At 69.6% G+C, this 26172-nt stretch carries 19 protein-coding genes and 1 tRNA gene; 17 read left to right on the top strand and 3 right to left on the bottom strand.

From position 1 onward, the window contains the following. Positions 1-578 precede the first annotated feature (578 nt). Entirely contained in the window at positions 579-2048 is a 1470-nt protein-coding gene (locus ACTJJ4_RS05240; protein WP_440942312.1) for a zinc-dependent metalloprotease, read from the bottom strand. 118 nt (positions 2049-2166) lie between these two features. On the opposite strand from ACTJJ4_RS05240, the gene ACTJJ4_RS05235 reads away from it, so the two are divergent. The 6 genes from ACTJJ4_RS05235 (at position 2167) to ACTJJ4_RS05210 (ending at position 9318) form a co-directional block, all read left to right on the top strand. After that, the gene (locus ACTJJ4_RS05235; RefSeq protein WP_292701755.1) at positions 2167-3261 is read left to right on the top strand and encodes a YlbL family protein; all 1095 of its coding nucleotides are present in this window, start codon (positions 2167-2169) and stop codon (positions 3259-3261) included. 60 nt (positions 3262-3321) lie between these two features. Then, on the top strand, positions 3322-6234 hold the full coding sequence (locus tag ACTJJ4_RS05230) for a UPF0182 family membrane protein (RefSeq protein WP_440942311.1): 2913 nt from the start codon (positions 3322-3324) through the stop codon (positions 6232-6234). Between the two features lie 168 nt (positions 6235-6402). Further along, positions 6403-6603, top strand: a complete 201-nt coding sequence (locus ACTJJ4_RS05225; RefSeq protein ID WP_440942310.1) for a DUF1918 domain-containing protein — start codon at positions 6403-6405, stop codon at positions 6601-6603. Positions 6604-6699: 96 nt separating this feature from the next. Then, positions 6700-6773 (top strand) — tRNA-Met (locus ACTJJ4_RS05220). Positions 6774-7057: 284 nt separating this feature from the next. Continuing rightward, positions 7058-8488 (top strand): amino acid permease, encoded by a 1431-nt coding sequence (locus ACTJJ4_RS05215; RefSeq protein ID WP_440942822.1) that lies wholly within the window; start codon positions 7058-7060, stop codon positions 8486-8488. A gap of 17 nt (positions 8489-8505) precedes the next feature. After that, a complete protein-coding gene (locus ACTJJ4_RS05210; protein WP_440942309.1) occupies positions 8506-9318 on the top strand; it encodes a carbon-nitrogen hydrolase family protein in 813 nt (270 codons plus the stop codon). Positions 9319-9464: 146 nt separating this feature from the next. Here ACTJJ4_RS05210 and ACTJJ4_RS05205 read toward each other — a convergent pair whose 3' ends face one another. Then, positions 9465-10664, bottom strand: a complete 1200-nt coding sequence (locus tag ACTJJ4_RS05205) for an aminotransferase class I/II-fold pyridoxal phosphate-dependent enzyme (protein ID WP_440942308.1) — start codon at positions 10662-10664, stop codon at positions 9465-9467. A 97-nt stretch (positions 10665-10761) separates the two neighbouring features. Between ACTJJ4_RS05205 and ACTJJ4_RS05200 the strand changes: the two genes are divergently transcribed. From ACTJJ4_RS05200 to ACTJJ4_RS05190, 3 genes are read left to right on the top strand one after another with little or no spacing between them, the layout of a single operon-like run. Beyond that, complete coding sequence (locus ACTJJ4_RS05200; RefSeq protein WP_440942307.1) at positions 10762-12348, top strand: S1C family serine protease; 1587 nt, start codon at positions 10762-10764, stop codon at positions 12346-12348. A 53-nt stretch (positions 12349-12401) separates the two neighbouring features. Next, positions 12402-13655, top strand: a complete 1254-nt coding sequence (locus ACTJJ4_RS05195; protein WP_440942306.1) for a CDP-glycerol glycerophosphotransferase family protein — start codon at positions 12402-12404, stop codon at positions 13653-13655. Next, positions 13652-15088, top strand: coding sequence for a CDP-glycerol glycerophosphotransferase family protein (locus ACTJJ4_RS05190; protein WP_440942305.1), 1437 nt, complete (start codon positions 13652-13654; stop codon positions 15086-15088). The genes ACTJJ4_RS05195 and ACTJJ4_RS05190 overlap by 4 nt, the downstream gene beginning before the upstream one ends. Before the next feature lie 36 nt (positions 15089-15124). On the opposite strand, the gene ACTJJ4_RS05185 is transcribed toward ACTJJ4_RS05190, so the two are convergent. Further along, positions 15125-16162: a glycosyltransferase gene (locus ACTJJ4_RS05185; RefSeq protein WP_440942821.1), complete on the bottom strand. Its 1038-nt coding sequence runs from the start codon at positions 16160-16162 to the stop codon at positions 15125-15127. A gap of 147 nt (positions 16163-16309) precedes the next feature. On the opposite strand from ACTJJ4_RS05185, the gene ACTJJ4_RS05180 reads away from it, so the two are divergent. The 8 genes from ACTJJ4_RS05180 (at position 16310) to ACTJJ4_RS05145 (ending at position 25995) form a co-directional block, all read left to right on the top strand. Continuing rightward, a complete protein-coding gene (locus tag ACTJJ4_RS05180; protein ID WP_440942304.1) occupies positions 16310-17593 on the top strand; it encodes a CDP-glycerol glycerophosphotransferase family protein in 1284 nt (427 codons plus the stop codon). Then, a complete protein-coding gene (locus ACTJJ4_RS05175; RefSeq protein ID WP_440942303.1) occupies positions 17594-18358 on the top strand; it encodes a biotin--[acetyl-CoA-carboxylase] ligase in 765 nt (254 codons plus the stop codon). 57 nt (positions 18359-18415) lie between these two features. Continuing rightward, positions 18416-18961 (top strand): PH domain-containing protein, encoded by a 546-nt coding sequence (locus ACTJJ4_RS05170; RefSeq protein ID WP_440942302.1) that lies wholly within the window; start codon positions 18416-18418, stop codon positions 18959-18961. Between the two features lie 74 nt (positions 18962-19035). Continuing rightward, the gene (locus ACTJJ4_RS05165; RefSeq protein WP_440942301.1) at positions 19036-20160 is read left to right on the top strand and encodes a 5-(carboxyamino)imidazole ribonucleotide synthase; all 1125 of its coding nucleotides are present in this window, start codon (positions 19036-19038) and stop codon (positions 20158-20160) included. A gap of 117 nt (positions 20161-20277) precedes the next feature. After that, positions 20278-20745, top strand: a complete 468-nt coding sequence (gene purE, locus ACTJJ4_RS05160) for a 5-(carboxyamino)imidazole ribonucleotide mutase (protein ID WP_292702192.1) — start codon at positions 20278-20280, stop codon at positions 20743-20745. After that, complete coding sequence (locus ACTJJ4_RS05155; protein ID WP_440942300.1) at positions 20742-22196, top strand: LCP family protein; 1455 nt, start codon at positions 20742-20744, stop codon at positions 22194-22196. The genes purE and ACTJJ4_RS05155 overlap by 4 nt, the downstream gene beginning before the upstream one ends. 57 nt (positions 22197-22253) lie before the next feature. Then, positions 22254-23327: a glycosyltransferase gene (locus ACTJJ4_RS05150; protein WP_440942299.1), complete on the top strand. Its 1074-nt coding sequence runs from the start codon at positions 22254-22256 to the stop codon at positions 23325-23327. Positions 23328-23583: 256 nt separating this feature from the next. After that, complete coding sequence (locus ACTJJ4_RS05145; RefSeq protein ID WP_440942298.1) at positions 23584-25995, top strand: hypothetical protein; 2412 nt, start codon at positions 23584-23586, stop codon at positions 25993-25995. Positions 25996-26172 lie beyond the last annotated feature (177 nt).

Genomic DNA, 26172 nt, shown 5'->3' with positions numbered 1-26172 from the left:
GGGCAGATGCGATCGATCCTCGCGCAGGTAGGGCGCGAGCTGCAGTGCCGCCGCGGCGCCCTCGATCAGGACGAGTGCGACGGCATCGGGGGCGTCGGCATCCGCCACGGCGATGCCCTCGTCCTCGATCGCCTGCCGCATCCGCTCCAGGGCGCGGCCGTCCGACAGGTTGACGCCCTCGATGCTCACGCGCGGTGCGGGTGTCGGGTCGCTCACCAGCACCGGCCGGAGCCGGGCGAGCAGCTCGCGCGCGGCGACGCGGGGCGCCCCGACTCCATGCGCCACGACATCGAAGGACGCCGGGCGGATGCCGGCCTGGAGACGCAGCAGCAGCGGTTCCACCCAGGGCTCGTCGACGTCGATCGAGACCACGCCCTCCAGCCCGAACTGCACGGTGCGCTCGTCCCGCCACAGCACCGGGTAGCGCGCATCGAGTCGGGTGATCGCGGGAGTCGGTCGCGGGCTCATACCCCCGATTGTGGGCAATCCGCGGCATCCGCGGGCCGTGTCCGGACGATCTGTGGACGGATCCGCGGGACCGGCCGGCTGTGGAGGGAGAGTGGTCCGGGTGCGGGGACTCAGACCGGGCGGTCGCCCTCGGGACGGTCGTCGGATGCCGGGCCGCGACCGTCACCGTCGTCCGGACCGTCTCCGTCAGCGGAACCGTCCGGTCCAGCGGCATCGCCCTCAGGTTCCCCGGGGTCCTCGCCGTTCTCGCCGGGGGCACGGCCGAAGTCGTCGCCGTCCAGCAGGCGCGCGAGCGCCTCGTCGAACTCGTCGGCCGCGGGTGCCTCGCCGCGCTGCAGCGCCTGCAGTCGCTCGATCAGCGCCGTCGGGTCGTCGATGTCCTCCGAGGACGGCATGAGGTCGGGGTAGTCCCACAGCGAATCGCGGGCGGCGACGCCCACGGCATCCGTCACCGCCTTCCACATCGCGGACGCCTCGCGCAGTCGTCGCGGACGCAGTTTCAGGCCGACCAGCGCACCCAGCGCTTCCTCGGCGGGGCCGCCGACCGCGCGACGCCGGCGAGCCGCCTCGGCGAGACGGGCGCCGTCGGGGAGCCGTGCGATGGCCTGGCCGGTGACCACGTCGACCCAGCCGTCGATCGTGGCGATGAGGTTCTCCAGGCGCGTGAGCGCCTCGCGCTGAGCATCCGTCTGAGCCGGCAGCAGGGCGCCGCCCTCGATCGCCGCGCGCAGCTCCTCAGGATTCGAGGGGTCCAGCCGGGAGGCGAGGTCCTCCAGGGCGTCGATGTCGACCGTCACGCCGCGGGCGAAGTCGGTGATCTGCGAGAGCACGTGCAGGTGCAGCCACTTGGCGTGCCGGTACAGCCGCGCGTAGGCCAGCTCGCGCACCGCGAGGTACAGGGCGATCTGGTCCTCGGGGATCTCCAGCCCCTCGCCGAACGCGGCGATGTTCTGCGGGATGACCGCCGCCGTTCCGGCGGGCAGTACCGGGATCCCCACGTCTCCGCCCGAGACGACCTCGAGCGACAGCCGGCCCAGCACCTGCCCGAACTGGGTGGCGAACAGCGAGCCGCCCAGCCCGCGCATCAGCTGGCCTGCGCCCTGCACCATGCCCTGCATCTCCTCGGGCACCTGCGTCTGCAGCGCGTCCATGAGGGCGTCGGCGATCGAGGTCGACACGGGCGTGGCGATCTCCTTCCACACCGGCAGGGTCTTCTGCACCCAGTCGCCGCGGGTCATCGCCTGCGGGGTCGTGGACAGCTCCGAGATCGTGGTGGCCTCGCTGAGCCACAGGTTCGCCAACCCGAAGGCATCCGCCAGCGACGACTGGGCGCCTGCCGTGATGCCGAGACCGTCCTGGTTGGCGATGTGCAGCGCGGCTCGCTCGGCGTTCTGCCACGGGTCGCCCGCGAACATGCCCTGCATCTGCGACATGAAGCCCTGCATCTGGGCGGGATCGATCGGCATGCCCTGCATGTTCGAGAGCGCCTCGCGGAGCTCCTCCGGGTCGATCTGCCCGCCGGACATCATGCGGCGCAGCATCTCCTCGAAGTCGGACGGATCGCGGTCGTCGTCTGTCATGCGAATGGCCCTCTCAGCATGCCCGTAGCGTGTGCGCTCTACGCTAGTCACACGATCCTGTGCTCCAGCCCTGGCAGCGGGGATATCTGTACGCCGCTCGCGAACGCCCGGAGGTCACGTGTCATCACGCCGCAGCAATGGCACGATCGTCGGCGTCGTCGCACTGAGCATCTCGCTGGTCGCGCTGGTCGGACTGACCTTCATCCCGACCCAGTACGTGATCCAGCGGCCCGGCCCGGTCTTCGACACGCTCGGCACGGCCAAGGGCAGCGACGGCGCCTCGGTCCCGCTCATCGAGGTGAAGGACGCCAAGACGTACCCGACCGGCGGCACGCTCGACCTCACCACGGTGCAGGTCATCGGCAACCGGCAGCGGACGCCCACGTGGTTCGAGCTGGCGCTGGCCTGGTTCGACCCGTCGCGGGCCGTCGTGCCGATCGACGCCGTCTTCCCGGAGGGCGTGACCAGCGAGCAGCGCGATCAGCAGAACGCCGCGCTGATGGTCGACTCCCAGCACGAGGCGACCGCGGCGGCCCTCACCGAACTGGGCTACGACGTCGGCGCGCAGGTCGAGGTCGTCAGCGTGCTCAAGGACTCGCCTGCGGAGGGTCTGCTGAAGGACGGCGACCGGATCCTCGCGATCGACGGGGTCGACGTGAACTCGGCCACCCTGCTGCGCGACACGATCCAGAAGGCGAAGGGCTCCGAGGTCACCCTCAGCGTGAAGCGGGGGAGCGAGACCGACACCGTCGCGATCACCCCGAAGAAGACGAAGGATGCCAGCGGCGCCACCACCTGGCTGATCGGGATCACCCTGACGACCGACTACACCTTCCCCGTCGACGTCAAGCTGCAGCTCGACAACGTGGGCGGCCCCAGCGCGGGCATGATGTTCGCGCTCGGGATCATCGACACGCTCACTCCGGGCGAGCTCAACGGCGGCGTGAACGTGGCCGGCACCGGCACGATCGACGCCGCAGGGGATGTCGGGCCGATCGGCGGCATCCGTCAGAAGCTGTTCGGCGCCCGCGATGCCGGTGCGACGGTGTTCCTCGCCCCGGAGAGCAACTGCGATGAGGTCGTCGGCCACATCCCGGACGGCCTGAAGGTGTTCAAGACGGCCACGCTGCAGGACTCCCTCGACATCCTCGAGGTCATCGCCGACCACGGCGACACCTCGAAGCTGCCGGTCTGCACCGCATCCGCCAAGTGACGTCTTCGCCCTGGGCGGAACCCGGGGTGCGGTCATAGGTGCCCTGCTTAGGATGGGACGGTGACCACCTCCTCATCCCACCCGCCGGCCACACGCAGCGCCTCGCGCCGGATCCTCGCCGTCTCGGTGGCGATCATCGTCGCCCTGATCGCCGCGTTCTTCATCTTCGCGTCGCTGTACACCGAGTACCTCTGGTTCGACCAGCTGAAGTTCACGAACGTCCTGACCACGCAGTGGATCGCCACGGTCTCGATGTTCGGACTCGGTTTCCTCGGGATGGCGCTGCCGATCTTCCTGTGCATCCAGCTCGCCTACCGGCTCCGTCCGGTGTACGTGCGGCTGAGCTCGCAGCTGGACCGCTACCAGGAGGTCATCGAGCCGCTGCGCCGGCTGGCGATGTGGGGGATGCCGGTGTTCTTCGGCATCTTCGCGGGCTTCGCCGCCGCCGGCAACTGGAAGACCGTGTGGCTGTGGGCCAACGGCGTCAGCACCAAGACGCTCGACCCGGAGTTCCAGCTGGACACGGGCTTCTACCTCTTCGCGATGCCGTTCTACTCGATGCTGCTGGCGTTCGTCTCGGCCGTGCTGCTGCTGTGCCTGGTGATCACCGCGCTGGTGTCCTACCTGTACGGCTCGGTGCGCATCGGCCAGCGCGAGCTGCGCATCTCCAAGCCCGCGCGCATCCAGCTCGCGGTGCTCGCTGGCCTCTACCTGGCCGTGCAGGCCGTGAGCCTGTGGCTGGACCGCTACCTCACGCTGGTGCAGCCGGAGGGCCGCATCACCGGTGCGGGATACACCGGAGTGAACGCCACGATCCCCGGGCTCGCGATCCTGTCGATCATCGCCGCGGTCGTCGCCGTGCTGTTCCTGATCACCGCCGTGATCGGCCGCTGGCGCTTCCCACTGGCCGCCACCGCTCTGCTGATCGTCGCCTCGCTGGTGGTGGGCATGGGCTACCCGTGGGTTGTCACCACCTTCCAGGTGAAGCCGAACGAGAACAGCTATCAGGCGCAGTACTACGAGCGGAACATCAACGCCACCAAGGAGGCGTTCGGCGTCGCCGACATGGAGGTCACTCCGTTCAAGGCGACCACCGACACCACGGCCGGTCAGCTGCGCGCGGATGCCGACACCACGGCATCCATCCGCATCATGGATCCGGCCGTCATCGGCCCGACCGTCCGCCAGCTCGAGCAGTACCGCTCGTACTACCAGTTCGCCACCGACATGGACGTCGACCGCTACACGATCGACGGCAAGAAGCAGGACACCGTCGTCTCGGTCCGCGACCTCGACATGAACAAGCTCGGCGGCGGTGACAGCTGGAACAACCGCGCCGCGGTGTACACGCACGGCTACGGCCTGGTCGCGATGGCGGGCAACGAGCGCACCTCGGACGGCGACCCGGTCTTCCTGGAGCAGGGCATTCCCACCTCGGGCTTCCTGACCGACAGTGAGCACTTCGAGCCGCGCGTGTACTTCGGCGAGACCTCGCCGGAGTACTCGATCGTGGGCGCCCCGGAGGGCACCAAGCCCGTCGAGATCGACTACCCGCGTGGTCAGGACAGCGAGAGCAGCGACACCAAGACCACGTTCACCGGCAACGGCGGACCGCGGATCGGCAACACGTTCACCAAGCTGCTGTACGCGCTGAAGTTCCAGTCCGAGCAGATCCTGTTCTCGAACCTGGTCAACCCCGACTCGCAGATCCTGTACGACCGCGACCCGCTCACGCGCGTGAAGAAGGTCGCCCCGTACCTGACGCTGGACCACGACCCGTACCCGAGCGTCGTGGACGGCCACATCGTGTGGATCGTCGACGGCTTCACCACCAGTGCGTCGTACCCGTACTCCAAGACGGTCAGCATGCAGGACGCCATCGCGGATTCGCAGACGCCGGCCTCCGCGGTCGCGTTCGACAACATCAACTACATCCGCAACTCGGTCAAGGCCACCGTGGACGCCTACGACGGCTCGGTCAAGCTGTACGCCTGGGACGACCAGGACCCGGTCCTGAAGGCCTGGGAGAAGATCTACCCGGCCACCGTCAAGCCGATCAGCGACATGTCGGCCGACCTGATCAGCCACGTGCGGTACCCGACCGACCTGTTCAAGGTGCAGCGCGACATCCTCGGCGTCTACCACATCGACGACGCCGGCTCCTTCGCGCAGGAGGACAACCGCTGGCAGACGCCTGAGGACCCCCGCGAGAAGGGTCAGCTGCAGCCCCCGTACTACCTGTCCATGAAGATGCCGGGTCAGGACGAGCCGCGGTTCTCGATGTTCTCGACGTTCATCCCCGCCGACGGCGCCGGCGACAGCCGGCAGGTGCTGATGGGCTACCTGGCGGTCGACTCGGATGCCGGCGACAAGGCTGGCGTGAAGGCGAAGGACTACGGCAAGCTGCGGATGCTGGAGATCGACACCTCCACAACCGTGCCCGGACCCGGCCAGGTGCAGAACACGTTCGACTCGAACGCCAGCGTGGCCGAGAAGCTGAACGTGCTCACGATCGGCAAGTCGGAGGTGAAGTACGGCAACCTGCTGACCCTGCCGGTCGGTGGCGGTCTGCTGTACGTGCAGCCGGTGTTCGTGCAGTCGTCCGAGGGCACCAAGCTGCCCACGCTGCGCAAGATCCTCGTCGCCTTCGGTGACCGGGTCGCGTTCGAGGACACCCTGACCGAGGCGCTCGACGCGCTGTTCGGCGGCGACGCCGGTGCGCCGGGCGGCGACGAGGGCGTGACCCCGAATCCCGGGGACGGCGGCACCACTCCGCCGGATCAGGGCGGCACCACGCCTCCCACATCGTCGGATGCCATGAAGCAGGCGCTTGCGGATGCCGGAGCGGCGCTCGCGGCCCGGAACGCGGCGCTGCGCGACGGCGACCTCTCCGAGTTCGCCGTCCAGGACGAGAAGCTCACCGCCGCGGTCCAGAAGATCCTCGAGCTGGAGGGTCAGACCGCGGGGGAGTAGTCCGCATCTGCGGAGATGCGCAGAATCTCGGAGGGATCCACTCGGATGCCTCCGAGATTCTGCATTTCTCCGAAGTTCTGCCGCCGGATGCCGGGCTGCAGACTGCCACTGGCAGCCGGGGGCGGACGCGCGGACAATAAGAGCATCAGGCTGCAGGAGGTGGTCGGGATGCGAGCAGAAGTGGGATCGCGCATCAGGATCCATGGCGCACGGGTGGGGAACTCGGAGCGGCACGGCGAGGTGCTGGAGACGCGCGGGGAGGACGGCGGCCCGCCCTATCTGGTGCGGTTCGACGACGGCGCGGAGTCGCTGATCTTCCCCGGCCCGGACTGCGAGCTGGAGCATCAGGGGGACGCCGCCGAGGCGTGAGCGCACGGTCGACGGGCGCGCGACACGCCCGCCCGTCGCGCGGGAGGCCGCTCGATTCGCCTCCTGTTCACCTGCGTGTTAGGCTTTAAGACGTGCCGCGGGGTGGAGCAGTTCGGTAGCTCGCCGGGCTCATAACCCGGAGGTCGCAGGTTCAAATCCTGTCCCCGCAACAAAGAGAAGAAGGCCCGGTCCGCAAGGATCGGGCCTTCTTCGCGTCTGCGGCATCCGATCGTGCAGGGACCGCCGCGATCGTCTGTGATCCCAGACGCAGATTCCCGCATCCGGTCGGGGAGCGACCCGCCGATGGGTTTTCATCGTAGGGATCCGCACGGTCCGGGCCTCGCGATGAAGCCCGGATCACGTGATCGGCCGGTCCGTTCGAAGGAGAATCGTGCACACCACCGAGACCTCGCAGACGCTGCGTCGTGGCCTGACCGCCCGGCACATCCAGTTCATGGCTCTGGGATCCGCGATCGGCACCGGCCTGTTCTACGGCTCGTCCGCCGCGATCCAGACTGCGGGCCCGGCGGTGCTGCTCGCCTACATGATCGGCGGCGCGGTCATCTTCCTGGTGATGCGCGCACTCGGCGAGATGGCCGTGCGCCATCCCGTGGCCGGATCCTTCGGGCAGTACGCCTCGCGGTACGTCGGCCCGTTCGCCGGCTTCCTGACGGGCTGGACCTACACGTTCGAGATGTTCGTCGTCGCCCTCGCTGACGTCACGGCGTTCGGCGTGTACATGGGGTTCTGGTTCCCGCAGGTCGAGCGCTGGGTGTGGATCCTCGCGGTGGTGTTCATCATCGCTGCGGTGAACCTCGTCAGCGTGAAGGTGTTCGGCGAACTGGAGTTCTGGTTCGCCCTGATCAAGATCGTCGCCATCGTCGCGATGATCGCCGGGGGCATCGCGATCATCCTCTTCGGCTTCGCGAACGCGGGCGGACATGAGCCCGGGTTCCACAACCTCGTGGGCGAGGGCGGCTTCGCGCCGAACGGGCTCTGGGGCGTTCTCGCGTCGCTGACGATCGTCATGTTCGCGTTCGGCGGCACCGAGGTCATCGGCATCACGGCGGGCGAGGCGGAGAATCCGAAGAAGGTGCTGCCGCGCGCCATCAACTCGGTCCCGGTCCGCATCCTGCTGTTCTACGTGCTGGCGCTCGGCGTGATCATGATGATCCAGCCGTGGGACACGATCGACGGCGAGGCGAGTCCGTTCGTCTCGATCTTCAGCAGCCTGGGTCTCGCCGGCGCGGCGAACATCCTGAACCTCGTCGTCATCACGGCGGCGCTGTCGGCCATCAACGCCGACATCTTCGCGGCGGGGCGCATGCTGCACGGGCTGGCGGAGCAGGGCCAGGCGCCCCGCGCGTTCGCGCGCACGACCAGGGCGGGCGTGCCGTTCATGACCGTGCTCACCATGGTCGCGGCCCTCCTGGTGGGCGTGCTGCTGAACGTGTGGTTCCACGACCAGATCTTCTTCCTCATCGCGGCTCTGGCCACCTTCGCAACGGTCGTCGTCTGGCTGATGATCCTCGTGTCCCACGCCCGGATGAAGTCCGAGATCGCGCGCGAGAAGAAGCTGCCCTCCGAGTTCCCGGCGCCGCTCTGGCCGGTGGGGAACTACGTGGCCATGGCCGTCATCGCCCTCGTCATCGTGCTCATCGGCATCATCCCTGACAGCCGTCCGGCGCTCGTGGTCGGGGCGATCTGGATCGCCCTGCTCGCCGCGGCGTACTTCGGATTCGTCCGGGGCACGGGGCGGGTTCGCAAGGAGCTCGTCGACGAGACGGCGGCCATCCCCGTCATCCGCCTCGAGTCAGCCGACGTCGACGGTGAGGACGCGGACGACGCCGTCGACGAGGCGGGCGAGCCCGAGCGCACCCGCTGATGCGCGAGGATGGGCACATGACCGCATCCGCTCCGCTCGTCGCCGTCTGCCAGTTCGCGCCCACTGCATCGCGGGAATCCAACCGTGCGCGCATCGCGGGACTCGTCGCGGATGCCGCGGGTCGCGGCGCCCGGGTGATCGTGCTTCCGGAGTACAGCAGCTTCTTCGTCGACCCGATGGACGACTCGCTCGCTGCCAACGCAGAGCCCGTCGGCGGGGAGTTCGTGCAGACCCTGCAGGGGCTCGCGGCTGAGCACGGCGCCGTCATCGTCGCGGGCATGGTCGAGACCGCGGACGCAGGCCGCGTGCACAACACGCTGGTCGCGGTGTCGGATGCCGGAGTGCAGGCGATCTACCGCAAGCAGCACCTCTACGATGCGTTCGGCCAGACCGAGTCGGACTGGATCGAGCCCGGAGAGCTCGGCCAGGCGTCGGTGTTCGACGCCTGCGGCATCCGGTTCGGCATGATGACCTGCTACGACCTGCGCTTCCCGGAGGTCGCGCGCACGCTCGTCGATGCCGGAGCGGACGCCCTGATCGTGCCCGCCGAATGGGTGCGCGGCCCCCTCAAGGAGCATCACTGGAGCACCCTGCTCACCGCGCGCGCCGTCGAGAGCACCGCGTACGTGATCGCCGCCGACCATCCCGCACCGATCGGCGTCGGTCTGTCCCAGGTGCTCGACCCGCAGGGGGTGTCTGTCGCCGGCGTCAGCGCGGGCGAGGGCATCGCCCTGGCATCCGTCGACCCGCAGCTGATCGCACGCACCCGTGACACCAATCCCGTCCTGCGGCTGCGCCGCTACGCCGTCGTCCCGCGGCAGACCTCGTGAGCGTCGTCGCCTTCGAAGCAGACGCCTGACGCGGGGAACGCGACACAGATCGGGGGCCGACACGCCAGATGACGGACGGATTCGCGGGAAACGTCCGAAATCTGGCGTGTCGGCCCCCGGAGTGTGACAGTCAGAAGCCGCGCGTCTCAGCCGAGCGCCGCGAGCCGGCGGGCGGCCTCCTCGAGCACGTCGACCCTCTTGCAGGCGGCGAAGCGCACCAGCCCCGCGTAGTCGCCGTGGTGCTCCGGAGCGACGAACGCGGTGATCGGGATCGCCACCACTCCGGCGCGCTCCGGAAGGGCGCGGCAGAAGGCCATGGCATCCGCCCCTCCCAGCGCCGTGGCGTCGGCGACCGTGAAGTACCCGCCCTGCGGTGGGTGCACGTCGAACCCTGCCGTGCGCAGCGCATCGCCCAGGATGCCGTGCTTGTGCAGCAGCGTCGCGCGGGCATCGTCGAAGTAGGAGTCCGGGAGTCGCAGACCGACGGCGATCGCCGGCTGGAAGGCCGAGCCGTTCACGTAGGTGAGGAACTGCTTCACGGTGAGCACCGCGGTGATCAGCTCGGCAGGACCGTGCACCCACCCGATCTTCCAGCCGGTCGCCGAGAACGTCTTGCCGCCCGACGAGATGGTCAGCGTCCGCTCCGCGGCGCCGGGCAGCGTCGCGATCGGCACGTGCGGCGCCGAGAACGACAGGTGCTCGTACACCTCGTCGGTCACGATGACCGCGTCGTGCCGATTCGCCAGTCGCACGACCTCCGCCTGCACCTCGGGGCCGAACACCGCGCCGGTCGGGTTGTGCGGGTCGTTCACGAGGATGATCCGGGTGCGGTCGTTCACGACGGCGGCGAGCTGATCCAGATCCGGCTGGAAGTCGGGGAGCCGCAGCGGAACCGTGCGCAGGCGCGCTCCGGCCAGTGCCACGACCGCCGCGTAGGAGTCGTAGTACGGCTCGAAGACGACCACCTCGTCCTCGGGCGAGTCGATCAGCGCGAGCAGGGTCGCCGTGAGCGCCTCGGTGGCGCCGGCGGTGACGAGGACCTCGGTGTCGGGATCCGCCTCCAGGCCGTAGAAGCGGCGCTGGTGCTCGCTGATCGCGAGCCGCAGGTCCGGGATGCCGCGCCCCGGCGGGTACTGGTTCGCGCCGTGCGCGATGGCATCCTTCGCCGCCTCCAGGACCACCGACGGACCGTCCTCGTCGGGGAAGCCCTGCCCGAGGTTGATCGCGTCGAATCGCACCGCCGCCGCAGACATCTCTGCGAAGATGGTGGGCGCGACTTCGCCCTGTGGGGAGAGCAGACCTGCTCCTGCTGCGGTGCGCCGCCAAGCGCCGGGAATGACATCCATGCAGAACAGGCTAAGACCATAGGAGAAATCCAACTTCGCCATATGAAAACCACAGGGACGCTTGTCAGTCTGATGGTGCGCCTGGAAGGAGCAGATCATGAACGACAACAACACCAACGGTGAGGTCCCCGACCCCGGGATGCCGAACGCCGGCTCGACGCCGCCGAACCCTCCGTTCTCCGCACCGGGTGCGCCCGCCGCGGCCGACCAGCCTCAGGCCGGTCAGCCCGCCACCGGCGCGTACGGCGCCCCGCAGTCCCCGGGCTGGCAGGCACCGTACGGTGCGCAGCAGCCGACTCAGCCGACCGCACCGCAGGCTCACTACAGCGGCCCCGCGCACCTCGCACCGCACCCGACGGGATCCGCGTTCGGCGGCGCCGCGCAGAACGCGCAGTCGCACCCGACCGAGCCGACCCTCCCACTCGACCCGACGCTGCTCGCCGCGCCGGCCGGGACCTCCGGCGCTTCATCGCCCGGCAAGGGCGGCGCGACGCTCAAGGTCGCCGGTCTCCTGCTCGCAGCGGCCCTGGTGGGCGGCGTGGCGGGCTTCGGCGGCAGCGCGATCGGCGGCTCCCTGAACGGCACGCCCGTCTCGCAGACCGCGACCGGACCGCAGACCGTCACGGTCAACAACCCCGGCTCCGTGAACCAGACCACCGCGATCGCGGCCGACGTGCTCCCCTCGGTCGTGACGATCAACGTCGCCGGCTCCCAGGAGTCGGGCAGCGGATCCGGAGTCATCCTGTCCAAGGACGGCTACGTCATGACCAACACGCACGTCGTCACCCTCGGTGGCGCCGTCGCGGACCCGACGATCACGGTGACCACCTCCGACGGCCACATCTACTCGGCCACCGTCGTCGGCACCGACCCGATCTACGACCTCGCGGTCATCAAGCTGAAGGATGCGACGGGCCTCAAGCCCATCGAGTTCGGTAACTCCTCCAAGCTCAACGTGGGCGACGCGGCCGTCGCGGTCGGCGCCCCGCTCGGCCTGTCGAACTCGGTCACCGACGGCATCGTCAGCGCGCTGAACCGCAGCATCCAGGTCGCCTCCTCGGCCGTGCCGAAGAACTCCGACTCGCAGCAGAACGGCGATGGCGGCAACGGCAACGGCAACCCGTTCCAGTTCGATCTGCCGGGCCAGAGCCAGAGCCAGCAGCCGCAGCAGTCGATCTCGATCGCGGTCATCCAGACCGACGCGGCGATCAACCCCGGAAACTCCGGCGGCGCGCTCGTCGACAGCCAGGGCCGCCTGATCGGCGTGAACGTCGCCATCGCGACCGCGGGCCAGTCCTCGTCGTCGTCCAGTGAGCCCGGCTCCATCGGCGTCGGCTTCGCCATCCCGGCGAACATCGCCAAGCGGGTCTCCACCGAGATCATCGAGAACGGGTCCGCCACGCACGGCCTGCTCGGTGCTCAGGTGCAGGATGCGACCTCTCTGAAGGACGCGACCATCGCCGGAGCCGTGATCGCCAAGCCCACCGCGGGCGGGGCGGCGGAGAAGGCCGGGCTGCAGTCCGGCGACATCATCACGGAGTTCGACGGACTGCCCATCGGCAGCGCCACCGACCTCACCGCCCAGGTGCGCGCCGAGGCCGCCGGATCCACGGTGCAGATCACATACGTCCGCGACGGCAAGACCTACACCACCGAGGCCACACTGGGCGAGCTCAAGCTCTGAGCCCCCTCAGTCCACGGTCAGTTCAGGACGCCACCCCGCGATAGGCTCGCGGGGTGGCGTCCTTCTCGTTCGGAACCGGCAACGCGGCCAAACTGCTCCGCCTGCCGTTGTATGCCGCGGGACGCATAGGAACCCTGATCGTCCCGCGCGGACGCACCTGGGTGTTCGGGTGCGGGGCGGGAATCGGCGACGGCGCCCTCGCGCTGCTGCGTGAGGCTCAGGCTCAGGGGCATCGCACGCTCTGGCTGGTGCGCTCGCCGCGAGAGCAGGCGGATGCCAGGGCGCTGGGCATCCGCACGCGCCGCCGCGACGGCATCCGCGGATGGTGGGCGACCGCACGCGCCGAGGTCATCGTCGTCACCCACGGTCTGGGGGACGTCAACCGCTACGGCAGCACGGACGGCTTCGTCGTGCAGCTCTGGCACGGCATCCCGCTCAAGCGCATCGGCCTGGACTCACCGGTCACCGCGCAGGTCCCTGCGCGTCTCCCCGGCGCGGCCCTGCTGCGCCGGCTGCTGACCGTCGCCTACCGTGGAGCGGCGCAGCGGATCCGCGTGCTCCCTGCGGCCTCGCACCGCTCCCGCGGCCGCCTCGAATCCGCGTTCGGTCTCGGCGACGACCGGGTGGTCGTCACGGGGGAGCCGCGCGTCGACGTGCTGTCGGCGGGAACGCCGGAGGAGCGACGTGCCGCGGCGACGACGCTGCTCACCCGCACCGGTCCGCTCCTGCCGCAGCAGCGCGTGCTGCTGTACGCGCCGACCTGGCGCGACGGCGCAGCCGACCCCGCCGTGCCGGATGCCGCGCAGTGGGTGCGGATCGTGCGGATGCTGGAGCAGCACGACGCCATCCTGTTCATCCGCTCGCATCCGCTGGGCGAGGGCTCGTACTCGCCGCCGTGGTCCAGCGGGCGGGTCCGGATGCTGAACTCGGAGCTGCTGCCCGACGTCACCCCCGCGCTGCCGCGGGTGGACCTGCTGGTGACGGACTACTCCTCGATGGCGTACGACGTGGGACTGCTGGCCATGCCGGTGGTGTACCTGGCACCGGACGTCGACGACTACGCGCGCGAGCGCGGCTTCTACGGGCGCTACGAGGATGTCGCAGGCGACGACTACGCTCGCGACTGGGACGGCGCGATCGAGCAGATCGACGCCGTGCTGGGCGACGACGACGTACGCGCAGAGCGTGCGGAGCGGTCGGCGGCGCTCAGCGAGGACATGCACGCCTATCGCGACGGGCGCAACGCCCACCGCGTCTACAGGTCCATCCGCGCGCGGGGGATCCCCGCGCCGAAGGGAGCACGATGACCACCGCTCGCATCGATGAGCAGACGCAGACGCTGATCGTCGCGGGGACCGGACCGCGCCCGGCATCCGCCGCACTGACTGGATCGCGTGCGCAGGTCACGGCGAAGGTGACCGGAGGCGGCAGGACCTGGAAGGCGACGTTCCCGCTGCGCGCCGCGCGCTGGGGCGGCGCGGAGCTGCCGCTGCCTGCGGGCGAGTACGCGCTGTCCGTCGAGGGGGAGGACCTCTCCGAGGTCGCCGTCGAGCCCACGCTGCTGCCGATCCTGCGCGTCGAGGCGCACGGATCGGTCGTGACGATCGCTCCGCCACTGGATCCGGTGTACGAGACCGCCGAGGGGCAGCGCACCCTCGAGGAGCGGTACGTGTCGCAGATCGGCGCCGGCGAGAACGCGGTGTTCTTCGAGAGCTTCTACGGGCAGACCTCGGGCTGCAACCCGCGTGCCATCGATCGGGTGCTCGCCGAGCGCGCGCCGTCGGTGACGCGGTACTGGGCGGTCACCGACCTGTCGGTGGAGGTGCCCGAGGGCGCCGTCGCCGTCGTCGAGGGCAGCCCGGAGTGGTGGCGGGCGAGGGCTGCCGCGCGGATGCTGATCGTCAACGACTGGCTGCGGCGGCGGTTCGTGCGCAAACCCGGCCAGCGGGTGCTGCAGACGTGGCACGGCACGCCTCTCAAACGGCTCGCCCTGCACCGGCCGGGGTTCGACCCCCGGCGGATGGCGGCCGTGGTGAAGGAGTCCCGTCGCTGGGACGCCCTGCTGGCGCAGAACGTCTACGCCGCGCGCGTGCTGAAGAAGGCCTATGCGTTCTTCGGCAAGCCGATCTGGACGGACGGCTACCCGCGCAACGACCTGCTCGTCACCGGAGATCCCGCTCCCGTGCGCGAGGCGCTCGGGATCGGAGCCGACGAGCGCGTGCTGCTGTACGCGCCCACCTGGCGCGACGACCGCTCCGAGATGGTGGACTTCATCGATCCGGAGCAGCTGGCGTCGAAGACCGACTCGGTGGTGCTCGTGCGCGGACACTCGCGCACGCTCAAGCCCGGTCGCGACCGGGCGGGGTCCCGTGTCATCGACGTGACCGGCTACCCGGAGACCTCGCGACTGCTGCTCATCGCGGATGCCCTGATCACCGACTACTCGTCGGTGATGTTCGACTTCAGCGTGACGGGGCGGCCGATGTACTTCCTGGTGCCCGATCTGGAGCACTACCGGGGCGAGCTGCGCGGCTTCTACTTCGACCTCGCCGAACGCGCCCCGGGGCCGCTCGTGCGCTCGCAGGACGAGCTGATCCGTGCGCTGGCGGATGCCGAGGGCCCTGACGCGTATCGCGAGCACTACGCGGCATGGACCTCGCAGTTCAACCGTCTCGACGACGGGGGAGCCGCGGATCGGGTGGTCTCCCGCATCCTCGACCAGGGCTGGCTGACCGCCTGAGCGACCGCCGCGTCCCCGTGCCCTTCGATGGGCTCGTCAGGGGAGCGGTGTGTTCTGCGATCCGAGGCGCGAGGCGTCCACCGTGTCGCCGGCTCCGCGGAGCACGCCGGCGAGGAACCCGAGACCCCAGGCGAAGTGCATCGTGGGCAGAACGGCGAGGGTCCACAGCCGCTCGTGCAGCCCGCGCGGTCCTCGTGCGATCCCGAGGCCGCCCAGGCCGACGGCGAGCACCAGCAGGACGTACGCGACCAGGGGAAGGTAGACCGCGCTCGCGATGAGCGAGGCGAGCCCGTGCAGCACGCCGGTCAGCTGCAGGATGCCGACGATCACAGCCAGCGCGGTGAGCACCACCAGCGCCGGCGGGGCGAAGAATCGCAGGCTGTTGCTGCGCCCGTACCGGCGCACCAGCTCTCCGCGCCAGGCGCCCGTGGCACGGAACTGACGTGCCAGCCGCCACCAGCTCTCCCGCGGCCAGTACGTGACCGACAGCGTCGGGTCGAACCACACCAGATGGCCGGCCTGACGGATGCGCAGGTTCAGCTCCCAGTCCTCGCCGCGACGGATGCTCTCATCGAACAGGCCGATCTCGTCGAGCACCTCGCGCCGCATGACGCCGAGGTACGCGGACTCCGCCTCGCCATCGGGGGCGCCGCCGTGGTACGCGCCGCCGCCCAGTCCGACGGGGGAGTTGTACAGCCGCGCCACCGCGCTCTGGAACGGGGTCCTGCCGTCGGCGCGCATGACACCGCCGACGTTCGCGGCGCCGGTGCGCTGCAGCGTCTCCAGCGCCCGCCGCGCGTAGCCGGGGGAGAGCTCGGAGTGCGCGTCCACGCGGATGATCGTGGGGTACCGGCTCGCTCGGATCGCGGCGTTCAGGCCGACCGGGATGTGCGCATGCGGGTTCTGCACCAGGCGGATGCGGGCGTCGCCGTCGGCGAGGCGCTGCGCGAGCGCCGTCGTCCCGTCGCTGGAGGGCCCGAGCGCCAGGACCAGCTCGGTGGGTCCGTCGACGTCCTGCGCCAGCACGGACTGCACCGCGTGCTCCAGGTAGTCGATCTCGTTCAGCACGGGCATGACGAAGGAGACGCCGTCGGAGTCGGTCCTGTCGTTGTGCTGCACCCGTCGATCATGTCATGCGGCGCGGTGGCGCGACTCGGCGGATTCGGAGGTTGCCCTGTCACCGGCTCGGAGCGCGGGCATCCCACCCCGTATTCTGGACGGATGGGTGTGGTCTCTGACGGGAAGAAGGCGTATCGGCTGCTGCGGAAGGCGCTCACCTCGCGCTCGGCCGTGCAGCGGGTCCGTCGCACGCTCGCCGCTCAGGAGCCGCTCGAACCGGGCCGCTACCGGGTGGCGGTGTACTTCGCCGACGGCGCCGTGAACATGTACCAGATGCGGCAGTGGTACCGCCCGCTCCAGGGGCTCGCCGAGCGCTGGCCGGTGGTGGTGCTCTCCCGCAGCGCGACGGGTGCGGAGAAGCTGATCGAGGAGAGCGGCCTTCCGGTGGCATTCGTGCCCACCGTGCGCAACCTCGAGAAATTCCTCGCCAAGCAGGACATCCGCGTGGTGCTGTACGTCAACCAGAACACCCGCAACTTCCAGATGTTCCGGTACGGGCGCCGCTGGCACGTGTTCATCAACCACGGCGAGTCCGACAAGATGTACATGACCACGAACCAGTACAAGGCGTACGACTACGCGCTGATCGCCGGTCAGGCGGCCCGCGACCGGCTCAGTCGCACGCTGTGGGACTTCGATCTCGATCGGCGCACGATCGAGATCGGCCGTCCGCAGGCCGACCACTACTCCGGGACGCTGCCCTACACACCCGATGAGCGCACCGTCGTGCTGTACGCGCCGACCTGGGAGGGCGACCGCCCGTCCGCGCACTACGGCTCCATCGCCACGCACGGAGAGGCGCTCATGCGCGGTCTCCTCGCCAGTCCCCGGCATCGCGTCATCTACCGCCCGCATCCCCGCAGCGGCGTCGTGAACGAGGAGTACGGCGCGGCGCATCAGCGCATCCTCGACGCGATCGCCGCGGCCAACGCCGCCGACCCCTCCGCGCATCACGTCTACGACAATGGTCCGGACCTCGGCTGGCAGCTCGCAGCCGCCGACGTCGCCGTGGTCGACATCTCGGCCATGGTCTACGACCGGCTCGCCGCGGGCAAGCCCCTCATGATCACGCGGCCCGCCGATGAGCGCGCCTCGATCGACACGACCGGATACCTGTCGGCGTGCGAATGGCTCACCGTCTCGGGCGCAGAGAACATCCTCGCCGAGGTCGAGCGGGTGAGCGCGGATGCCGAAGCCGTCGCCCGCCTGCGCACCTGGGTGCAGCACTACTTCGGCGACACCACGCCGGGCGCGGCCACCGCGAAGTTCCACGGCGCCATCGAGCAGCTGATGCAGAAGTGGGACGAGTGGCACGCGCGCGACGCCGTGGAGTCCGGGCCGGATGACGACGACGTGAGCGACGACGACGAGGACGACGAGGACTGAATGGACCTGACCAGGGCCTCCGCCGTCGCCTCGCGCCTGCTCGTGCTGCCCGAGTGCGGCTCGACCAACGCAGAACTGCGCGGGCGGGCGGCGGATGCCGTCGACTGGCCGCACCTCTCGGTGCTGCTGACCGACACGCAGACCTCGGGTCGCGGGCGCCTGGACCGCACCTGGACCACACCGGCGGGCGCCGCGCTCGCCGTCTCGGTGCTGCTGCGCGACCTGCCCGTCGACGTCGACCTGTGGGGCTGGATCCCGCTGGCGGCCGGGGTGGCGATGACGGACGCCGTCACCGCGCAGCTGCCCGGTCACGAGGTCGGACTGAAGTGGCCCAACGACGTGCTCGTCGACGGCCGCAAGATCTGCGGCATCCTCGCCGAGGTGACCGGAGGCGCGATCGTCGTCGGCACGGGCGTCAACACGGCCATGACCGCTGACCAGCTCCCGGTCCCGACCGCGACCTCTTTCGCCGCGCTCGGCGTCGAGGCCGACGTCGACCGGCTTCTCGCCGACTACCTGACCGGGCTGGCGGCCGCGGTCGGAGCACTCGCCGGGCACGCGGATGCCGCGGCATCCGGGCTTCACGAGGCCGCGACCTCGCGCTGCCTCACGCTCGGCCAGGACGTCGACGTGTCCCTGCCCGACGGCAGCGTGCTCACCGGACGGGCCGTGCGTCTCGCATCCGACGGCCGTCTGGTCGTCGACGACGGCCGAGCCGAGCACGCGGTGGCCTCGGGCGACGTCGTGCACGTGCGCCCGGCCTGATCAGGACACACCTGGGCCCCTGAGCCCGACGAAGGGCCGTACGGGCACAATGGAGGGGTGACCCAGCCCGTGACGCTCGGCGGACGGCCGATGATGCCGCCACCGGGCGCGCCCGTGGAAGAGCTGCTGGTGGCGCGGTTCCGCAGTCATGCGCGGCGTCTCTTCTGGTCCGCCCTGGTCCTGATCGGCGTGTGCGGCGCGACCGCCTTCCTCTACGGGAACCTCGAGCCGCCGTTCGAGGACTGGATGCTGCTTGCCGCGGCTGCAGCCGCGATCGTGCTGTTCGTGATCGTGCCCTTCCTGTTCTGGCTGTCGCGCACCTACACGATCACCACCCGCCGCGTCATCGTGCGCGAGGGGATGGGTTCGCGGAGTCGCAGGGAGCTCTCGCACACGCGGGGCTACTCGATCGCCGTGCGGCGGGGCATCCTCCAGCGGATGTGGGGGGCGGGGACCATCACGCTGAGCAACGGCGTGGACGCCCCGCTGCGCCTCGTCAACGTGCCGAGCGTGAACCTCGTGCACGAGGCGCTCGCCGACCAGGTCGAGGTGAACCAGATCCTCGCGCATCGCGACGCGCAGTCCGGGAACGCGGGCGACTGAGCCCGGACGCGCTCCGAACGGCATCCGCACCCTTCCCGCATGCGGAAGAATGGGCGTTGACGAAAGGACAGCGGATGACTGTGCGCGTGGGTGTGATCGGCGGAGGCCAGCTGGCGAGGATGATGATCGCCCCGGCGGTGGAGCTCGGCCTCGATCTGCGCGTGCTGGCCGAGGACCACGGCATGTCGGCGCAGCTCGCCGCGACCGCGGTCGGCGACTACCGCGACCTGGAGACCGTGCGTGCGTTCGTGCGCGACGTCGACGTCGTCACCTTCGACCACGAGCACGTGCCCCAGGAGGTGCTGCGCGCACTCATCGCCGACGGCGTGCAGGTGCACCCCGGCCCCGACGCCCTGCAGTTCGCGCAGGACAAGCTGGTCATGCGCGCGCGTCTCGCCGAGCTCGGCGTGCCGCAGCCCGACTGGGCGGCGGTGTCGGATGCCGAGGAGCTGCAGCGCTTCATCGACGATCACGGCGGTGGTGCGGTCGTGAAGACGCCGCGCGGCGGCTACGACGGCAAGGGCGTGCGCGTCGTGCGGGCCGGTGCAGAGGCATCCGACTGGTTCGCCGGTCTCGCCGAGGGCGAATCGCTCCTGGCCGAGGAGCTCGTCTCGTTCACCCGCGAGCTCGCGCAGCAGATCGCGCGTCGTCCCTGCGGCGAGATGGTGGCCTACCCGGTCGTGGAGACCGTGCAGCGCGACGGCGTGTGCGCCGAGGTCATCGCTCCCGCTCCGGGCACCAGCGCCCGTCTGGTGCAGGTCGCCGAGCAGATCGGCCGCACCATCGCCGAGGGCGTGGGGGTGACCGGGATGCTGGCCGTCGAGCTGTTCGAGACGGACGACGAGCGCATCCTCGTGAACGAGCTCGCCATGCGCCCGCACAACAGCGGTCACTGGAGCCAGGACGGTGCGATCACCGGGCAGTTCGAGCAGCACCTGCGCGCCGTCGCGGATCTGCCGCTCGGGCGCACCGAGCCCCGCGCCGCGTGGACCGTGATGGTGAACATCCTCGGAGGGCCCGCCGAAGGGGCTCTGGAGGACCGGTTCCCGCAGGCGATGACCGAGCATCCCGAGGCGAAGATCCACACCTACGGCAAGGCTCCGCGGCCCGGTCGCAAGGTCGGCCATGTCAATGTGGCGGGCTCCGACCTGGACGATGTCGTGTACATCGCGCGTGCCGCCGCTGCGCAGTTCCTCTGAGTCCGGCTCCGACGGCGCGACTGCGTGCCGTTGCGACGTTCTCACAGGGGCGCCCCGTAGCCTGTCATGGTGACTGAGCCGCTGCATTCCTCGAGTTCGCCCCTGGTCGGCGTCGTGATGGGTTCCGACTCCGATTGGCGTGTGATGAGCGACGCATCGCAGGCGCTCACCGACTTCGGCATCCCGCACGAGGTCGAGGTCGTCTCCGCACACCGCACGCCCGACAAGCTGATGAGCTACGCGCGCGAGGCGCGCGGCCGCGGCATCCGGGTGATCATCGCCGGCGCCGGGGGAGCCGCTCACCTGCCGGGCATGCTCGCCTCCATGACGGCGCTGCCCGTGGTCGGCGTGCCGGTGCCGCTCGCCTACCTCGACGGCATGGACTCCCTGCTCTCGATCGTGCAGATGCCGGCAGGCATCCCGGTGGCGACGGTGTCCATCGGCGGGGCGCGGAACGCAGGCATCCTGGCCGCGCGCATCCTGGGCACCTCGGACGCCGAGCTGGCGGATCGGGTCGAGGCGTACGCGCGTGACCTCGAGGGCCAGGTGGAGCAGAAGAACCGGCGGCTGAAGGACTCGCTGTGACCCTGGCGGCTCCGCGCGCCCGTGAGGCGGGCGCACGGCCGCTCATCGAGTCGCACCCGATCCGCAACCCGGATCAGCAGGATTCGCACGGCATGGGGCGCCGCGCCTGGTGGCTCGTGGTGCTGAATGTGCTGATCCCCGGCTCCGCACAGGTGCTCGCGGGCAACCGGCGGCTCGGGCGGTTCGGGCTCGGAGCGACGCTCCTGGGCTGGTTCCTGGCGATCGTCGCGGTGGGGTTCGCCCTGTTCGCGCGGCAGACCCTGGTGTGGCTGGCAACCGGGCCGTTGTCGTGGTTCGTGCTCACGCTGGCGCAGGTGCTCTGCCTGGCCTACGCGCTGCTGTGGGTCGTGCTCACTGTCGACACGCTGCGGCTGCTCAGGCTCGTGAAGCTGCCCACGATCACCCGCTGGGCGGCGCCGATCGCCTCCCTCGTCGTGCTCGCGCTGGTCGGCTCCGGAGCCGTCTACGCCTCGAACATCGCCGCGGACAGCCGGGGCGCGCTGAACGCGCTGTTCGGCAACAGCGGACCCAGCCTCCCGCCCAGCGACGGCTACTACAACGTGCTGCTGCTGGGCGCCGACAGCGGTGACGGCCGCGACTCGATGCGCTTCGACAGCATCTCGGTGGTGTCCGTGAACGCCACCACCGGTGCGACGACGATCACCGGCATCCCGCGCGAGCTCCCCGACCCGCCGTTCCCGGCCGACAGCCCCATGCACAAGCTGTATCCGGACGGCTTCCGGTCCCACAGCTCCAGCACGTGCGGCTGGAACGCGTGGATGAACCAGATCCGCAACGCCGCCGAGGTGTGCCGCAAGGACCGCGGCAAGGCGCTCTATCCGGATGCCGCGGCGCACGGCTCCGCGCCGGGCATCGAGGCGACCAAGGACGCCGCCGAGGCCGTGCTCGGGATCAAGATCCCGTACTACGTGTTCGTCGACATGAACGGCTTCGCCGATCTCGTGGACGCGCTGGGCGGCGTCGACATCAACGTGACCGAGCGTCTGCCGAAGGGCGGCCCGCCGCCCGGATCCGGCGCGCACGACGTGGACAAGTGGGCGATCGGCTGGATCGAGCCCGGCCAGCAGCACATGAACGGCGACACCGCGCAGTGGTACGCCCGCTCGCGGTACACCACGAGCGACTACGACCGCATGAAGCGTCAGCGTCAGCTGCAGGAGGCGATCCTCGCGCAGTTCACGCCGGAGAACGTGCTCACGCACTTCTCCGAGGTGATGAAGGCCGGCACGGCGCTCGCGTCCACGGACCTGCCGCAGGACAAGCTGCCGGAGTTCTTCGATCTGATGATGAAGGCCAAGAAGCAGCCGGTCACGCAGATCGAGCTGACGCCGGAGAACGGCATCGAGGAGAAGACGCCCGACTACGACCTGATCCGCGAGAAGGTCAAGGACGCGCTGCACCCGCCGACGAAGGCCCCGAGCGAGGGCTGATCGGGGAAGGGCGGCCGGTCGCCCGGTATATCGGAGCGGCTCGCTTAGGCTGACCTTATGAGTGTGCAGCTGCGGGTGGTGCTGGATCAGGCGTCGCAGGTCGTGGACGCGGATCTGGCGCGTGCGGCGCTCTCCCTGACGGCCGGGCTGGTCGCCACGGCTCCACGCGGATGCGTCGTCTCGGCGCTCGTGCCGAGAGGGGCCGAGGTGCCCGTGCGCGGCGTGCAGGACGTGCGTGGTCTGCCCCTGGGGCGGCAGGAGCTCGCCGCGGCCTGGCAGCTGGGCATCGCGCCGGGCGTCGGAGGCGGCCTGATCCACGCGCCGAGCCTGATGGCGCCGCTGGTGCGCCACGATCGCGCGAACGACAACGACCAGGTCACCGTGACCCTGTGGGACCTGGATGCCTGGGAGGCTCCGGAGAGGCTGAGCAAGGCGCAGCTGGTCTGGCAGAAGGCGATGCTCAAGCGTGCGGCCAAGCATGCGGACGCGGTCGTGGTGCCGTCGCACTCGATGGCCGAGCGCCTGGGCGAGCTCGGCCGCTTCGGAGACCGGGTCCGGGTGATCGCGGGTGCGGCTCCCGAGGGGTTCGCGGTTCCCGCGGACGCCTCGCGGCGCCGCGAGGACCTGCAGATCCCCGAGCGGTACATCGCGCTCGCGGGTGACGCGGACTCACTGCTGCAGGGCTTCCGCGCCGCATCGCAGGCCGGTGCGGATGCCGTGGTGCTGGATGCGCCTGAGGGCTCCGAGCCGGCGCTGGCCGACGTCGCAGCGGCCGCGGGCCTGCCCGAGCGACGGGCGCACATCCGCGGCTCTCTGGGCGATGAGGATCGGGCCGCGGTCCTCGGGGGAGCGGCAGCGCTCGTCGCGACGTCAGCGGCCTCGGCGTGGCCCTGGCGGGCGGTCGAGGCGATGGCGCTGTCGGTGCCGCTGGTGGCGGTCGAGTCCGGCGTGCACCGCGACGTGCTCGCCGACGGCGCGGCGATCGTCTCGACGGACGAGATCCCGGATGCCGTCATCGACGCGCTGGGCACGGGGGAGCGACGACTGCGCGTGCTCGCCGCGGACCGCTCGAGGGCGTTCTCGTGGGCGAGCTCCGCGGAGCGCCTCTGGGCGCTGCACGCGGAGCTCTGAGAAACTCCAGAGAATATCTCGGCTGCTTCTGAGGAACCGATATCCTGCCCCACTGGCATCATTCGCCAACTTCCGTCACACTATTCACATGCATCTTCGCGGTACTCCCGACCCGCGTGCGCCTCGGATCTCACGCTGGGTGATGACGGCTCTCGCTGTCGTCGCCCTTGTCGTAGGCACGGCCGCGCCGTCTTTCGCCGCTTCCGGACCGGTTTCCGCGGCTTCCGGAACCGTGCAGAGTTCGAGCGCAGTTCCCGTGAAGAGCACGATGGGTGTACCTGTCAAGACGTCGCTTGCAGGTTTCTCCGCGGGCAACATCATCAGCGACGCAGTGTTCACGGACACCACCACGATGACTGAGGCACAGATTCAGTCGTTCTTCAATTCCAAAGTGACGACCTGCCGCGGTGGTACCGACGAGGACGGTCGGCCGATCGTCTGCATCAAGGACTTCCGGATGAACACGGTGAATCGTCCGGCGGACACATACTGCAAGGGCTACACCGGCGCCGCAGGCGAGTCTGCGGCGCGCATCATCTACCGCGTGTCGCAGTCGTGCGGGATCAACCCGCAGGTGCTGATCGTCATGCTCCAGAAGGAGCAGAGCCTCGTCACGCACACCTGGCCGAGCGCCTGGCGTTATGACAAGGCGCTGGGCCAGGGCTGCCCTGACGGCGGTGTCGCGTGTGACCCGAAGTTCGTCGGCTTCTTCCACCAGGTCTACGGTGCAGCGCGTCAGATGCAGCTGTACATGGAGGGCCGCTACTTCAAGTGGTACGCGCCGGGCAACACCTGGAACCTGCTCTGGCACCCGCCGGTGCAGGTCTCGCCCGGGGTGTGGAAGGACGTGTGCGGCAGTTCGCCGGTGTACATCGCCAACAAGGCGACGTCGGCCTTGTACTACTACACGCCCTATCAGCCCAATGCTGCTGCGCTTAACGCGGGCTACGGCTTCGGCGATTCCTGCTCCAGTTATGGGAACCGGAACTTCTACAACTACTTCACCGACTGGTTCGGGTCGACGCAGAAAAATCCTGCGGCCGACAACCCCTTCGGCAATGTTGAGATGGTCCAGGCATCTCCTGGCGAAGTGGCTGTCTCGGGCTGGGCGATCGATCCGAACACGTCGTCGCCGATCTCGGTACACGTCTACGTGGGCGGAGTTGGCACGGCTATCGCCGCCGATCAGACACGTTGGGACGTCGCGGGTGCGTATCCCGGCAAGGGCGAGAAGCACGGGTTCTCTGCAAGGGTTCCCGCACAGGGACCCGATGCGACTGAGGTGTGCATCTATGCGATCAACTCGGGTCCCGGTGTCAATGTGCTGCTGGGATGTCAGAAGATCGTGCCGATGACTGGCTCGCCTGTCGGCGCCGTCACGTCGATCAAGGCCGCCGGTGACGGGTTCGACGTCACCGGTTGGGCCATCGACCCTGACACGACCGACGCGGCGACCGTGCACGTGTACATCGGCGGGGTGGGGCGTGCGTTCACCGCTGATGCGGCGAGCACAGCCATCCCCACTGCTTATCAGCAATACGGCGCGAATCACGGGTTCGTAGCGCACGTGCCCGCCAATACAGGCGCCCAGACGATCTGCGTCTACGGGATCAACATCGGCCCGGGAGGCACCTCGGACTTCGGGTGCCAACAGGCGACGAAGCCCGGTGGGATCGAAGAGAAGGGTCGCGCCCCGATAGGCAGCTTCGAGACTCTCCTGACAGGAAAGGGAATGGTCACGGCGAAGGGCTGGGCCATCGATCCGGATACCGCATCGCCGATCCAGGTGCATCTGTACCAAGGCGGCGTGGGCCGTGCCTACACCGCCGACAAAGCTCGCGCGGATGTCGCCACCGCGAACCCCGGATACGGAGACAAGCACGGATTCGAGGAGCAGCTGACGACCACGGACACAACGACGACAGTGTGTGCCTACGCGATCAACGCGGGCCCGGGCGGCAACGCATTCCTCGGCTGTAAGACCGTCGACGTCGATCAATCCATCCCCGACCAGGGACGCGCTCCTGTCGGGTCGATTGCCAGTGTCGATGTCTCCGGTACCTCGGCCCGGGTCAGCGGCTGGGCCGTGGACCCCGACACTCGCTCACCCATCAATGTGCACATCTACGTCGGAGCGGCCGGTCAGGCTTTCATTGCAGACAAGGCGAACAACGGCTCGCTCTCCGCATTCCCCTCTTACGGCTCATACCACGGCTTCGACCAGACGGTCTCTATCCCCTCCGGGACCTCGACCATCTGCGTGTATGGGATCAACACCGGCCCCGGCGGGCATTCGCTCCTCGGCTGCAAGCAGGTCACCAACTCGGTTGCTCCGCCGGTGGTCGACCGCGGTCGCGCCCCGTACGGAAACTACGAGGCGCTGATCGGCGGAGCGGGGACCGCGACGGTGGCCGGATGGGTGATCGATCCCGACACGACGGACCCGATCACCATCCACATCTACGTGGACGGAGTCGGCCAACCGTACACTGCTGACATCGCTCGTCCGGATGTCGCCGCCGCGTACCCCGGGACCGGAAGCAACCATGGCTTCTACCAGACGATCCCGATGTCGGCCGGCTCGCACGGCGTGTGCGTCTACGGCATCAACAACGGCACCGGAGGGCACACGCTCCTCGGCTGCCGCACGGTCACGGTGACCGGTTGAGCCCGGTCTCTCCGGAGCACGAACTGGTTCGGCCCGCCGGGGCCACGTCTACGCGTTTCGTTGCCCTCGACGGTCTTCGAGGCCTGGCGGCGGTGATCGTCGTCGCGCACCAGGCGGTGCTAAGCAGCGCCTGAGGCGAAGCCTATCTGGCCGCGCTGGCGGGCGCCCGGGGCCGCG

The organism is Microbacterium sp. 22195 (genome assembly GCF_052056515.1).
GTDB lineage: Bacteria > Actinomycetota > Actinomycetes > Actinomycetales > Microbacteriaceae > Microbacterium.
This window is presented reverse-complemented; position numbering and strand designations above follow the sequence as displayed.

What these genes read in the sequence shown, in the direction of transcription:
- ACTJJ4_RS05240 (WP_440942312.1), bottom strand. Translation starts at nt 2,048, where the DNA reads ATGACAGACGACGACCGCGATCCGTCCGACTTCGAGGAGATGCTGCGC.
- ACTJJ4_RS05225 (WP_440942310.1), top strand. Translation starts at nt 6,403, where the DNA reads ATGCGAGCAGAAGTGGGATCGCGCATCAGGATCCATGGCGCACGGGTG.
- ACTJJ4_RS05215 (WP_440942822.1), top strand. Translation starts at nt 7,058, where the DNA reads ATGGCTCTGGGATCCGCGATCGGCACCGGCCTGTTCTACGGCTCGTCC.
- ACTJJ4_RS05210 (WP_440942309.1), top strand. Translation starts at nt 8,506, where the DNA reads ATGACCGCATCCGCTCCGCTCGTCGCCGTCTGCCAGTTCGCGCCCACT.
- ACTJJ4_RS05205 (WP_440942308.1), bottom strand. Translation starts at nt 10,664, where the DNA reads ATGGATGTCATTCCCGGCGCTTGGCGGCGCACCGCAGCAGGAGCAGGT.
- ACTJJ4_RS05200 (WP_440942307.1), top strand. Translation starts at nt 10,762, where the DNA reads ATGAACGACAACAACACCAACGGTGAGGTCCCCGACCCCGGGATGCCG.
- ACTJJ4_RS05190 (WP_440942305.1), top strand. Translation starts at nt 13,652, where the DNA reads ATGACCACCGCTCGCATCGATGAGCAGACGCAGACGCTGATCGTCGCG.
- ACTJJ4_RS05185 (WP_440942821.1), bottom strand. Translation starts at nt 16,162, where the DNA reads ATGCCCGTGCTGAACGAGATCGACTACCTGGAGCACGCGGTGCAGTCC.
- ACTJJ4_RS05180 (WP_440942304.1), top strand. Translation starts at nt 16,310, where the DNA reads ATGGGTGTGGTCTCTGACGGGAAGAAGGCGTATCGGCTGCTGCGGAAG.
- ACTJJ4_RS05175 (WP_440942303.1), top strand. Translation starts at nt 17,594, where the DNA reads ATGGACCTGACCAGGGCCTCCGCCGTCGCCTCGCGCCTGCTCGTGCTG.
- ACTJJ4_RS05165 (WP_440942301.1), top strand. Translation starts at nt 19,036, where the DNA reads ATGACTGTGCGCGTGGGTGTGATCGGCGGAGGCCAGCTGGCGAGGATG.
- purE (WP_292702192.1), top strand. Translation starts at nt 20,278, where the DNA reads ATGGGTTCCGACTCCGATTGGCGTGTGATGAGCGACGCATCGCAGGCG.
- ACTJJ4_RS05150 (WP_440942299.1), top strand. Translation starts at nt 22,254, where the DNA reads ATGAGTGTGCAGCTGCGGGTGGTGCTGGATCAGGCGTCGCAGGTCGTG.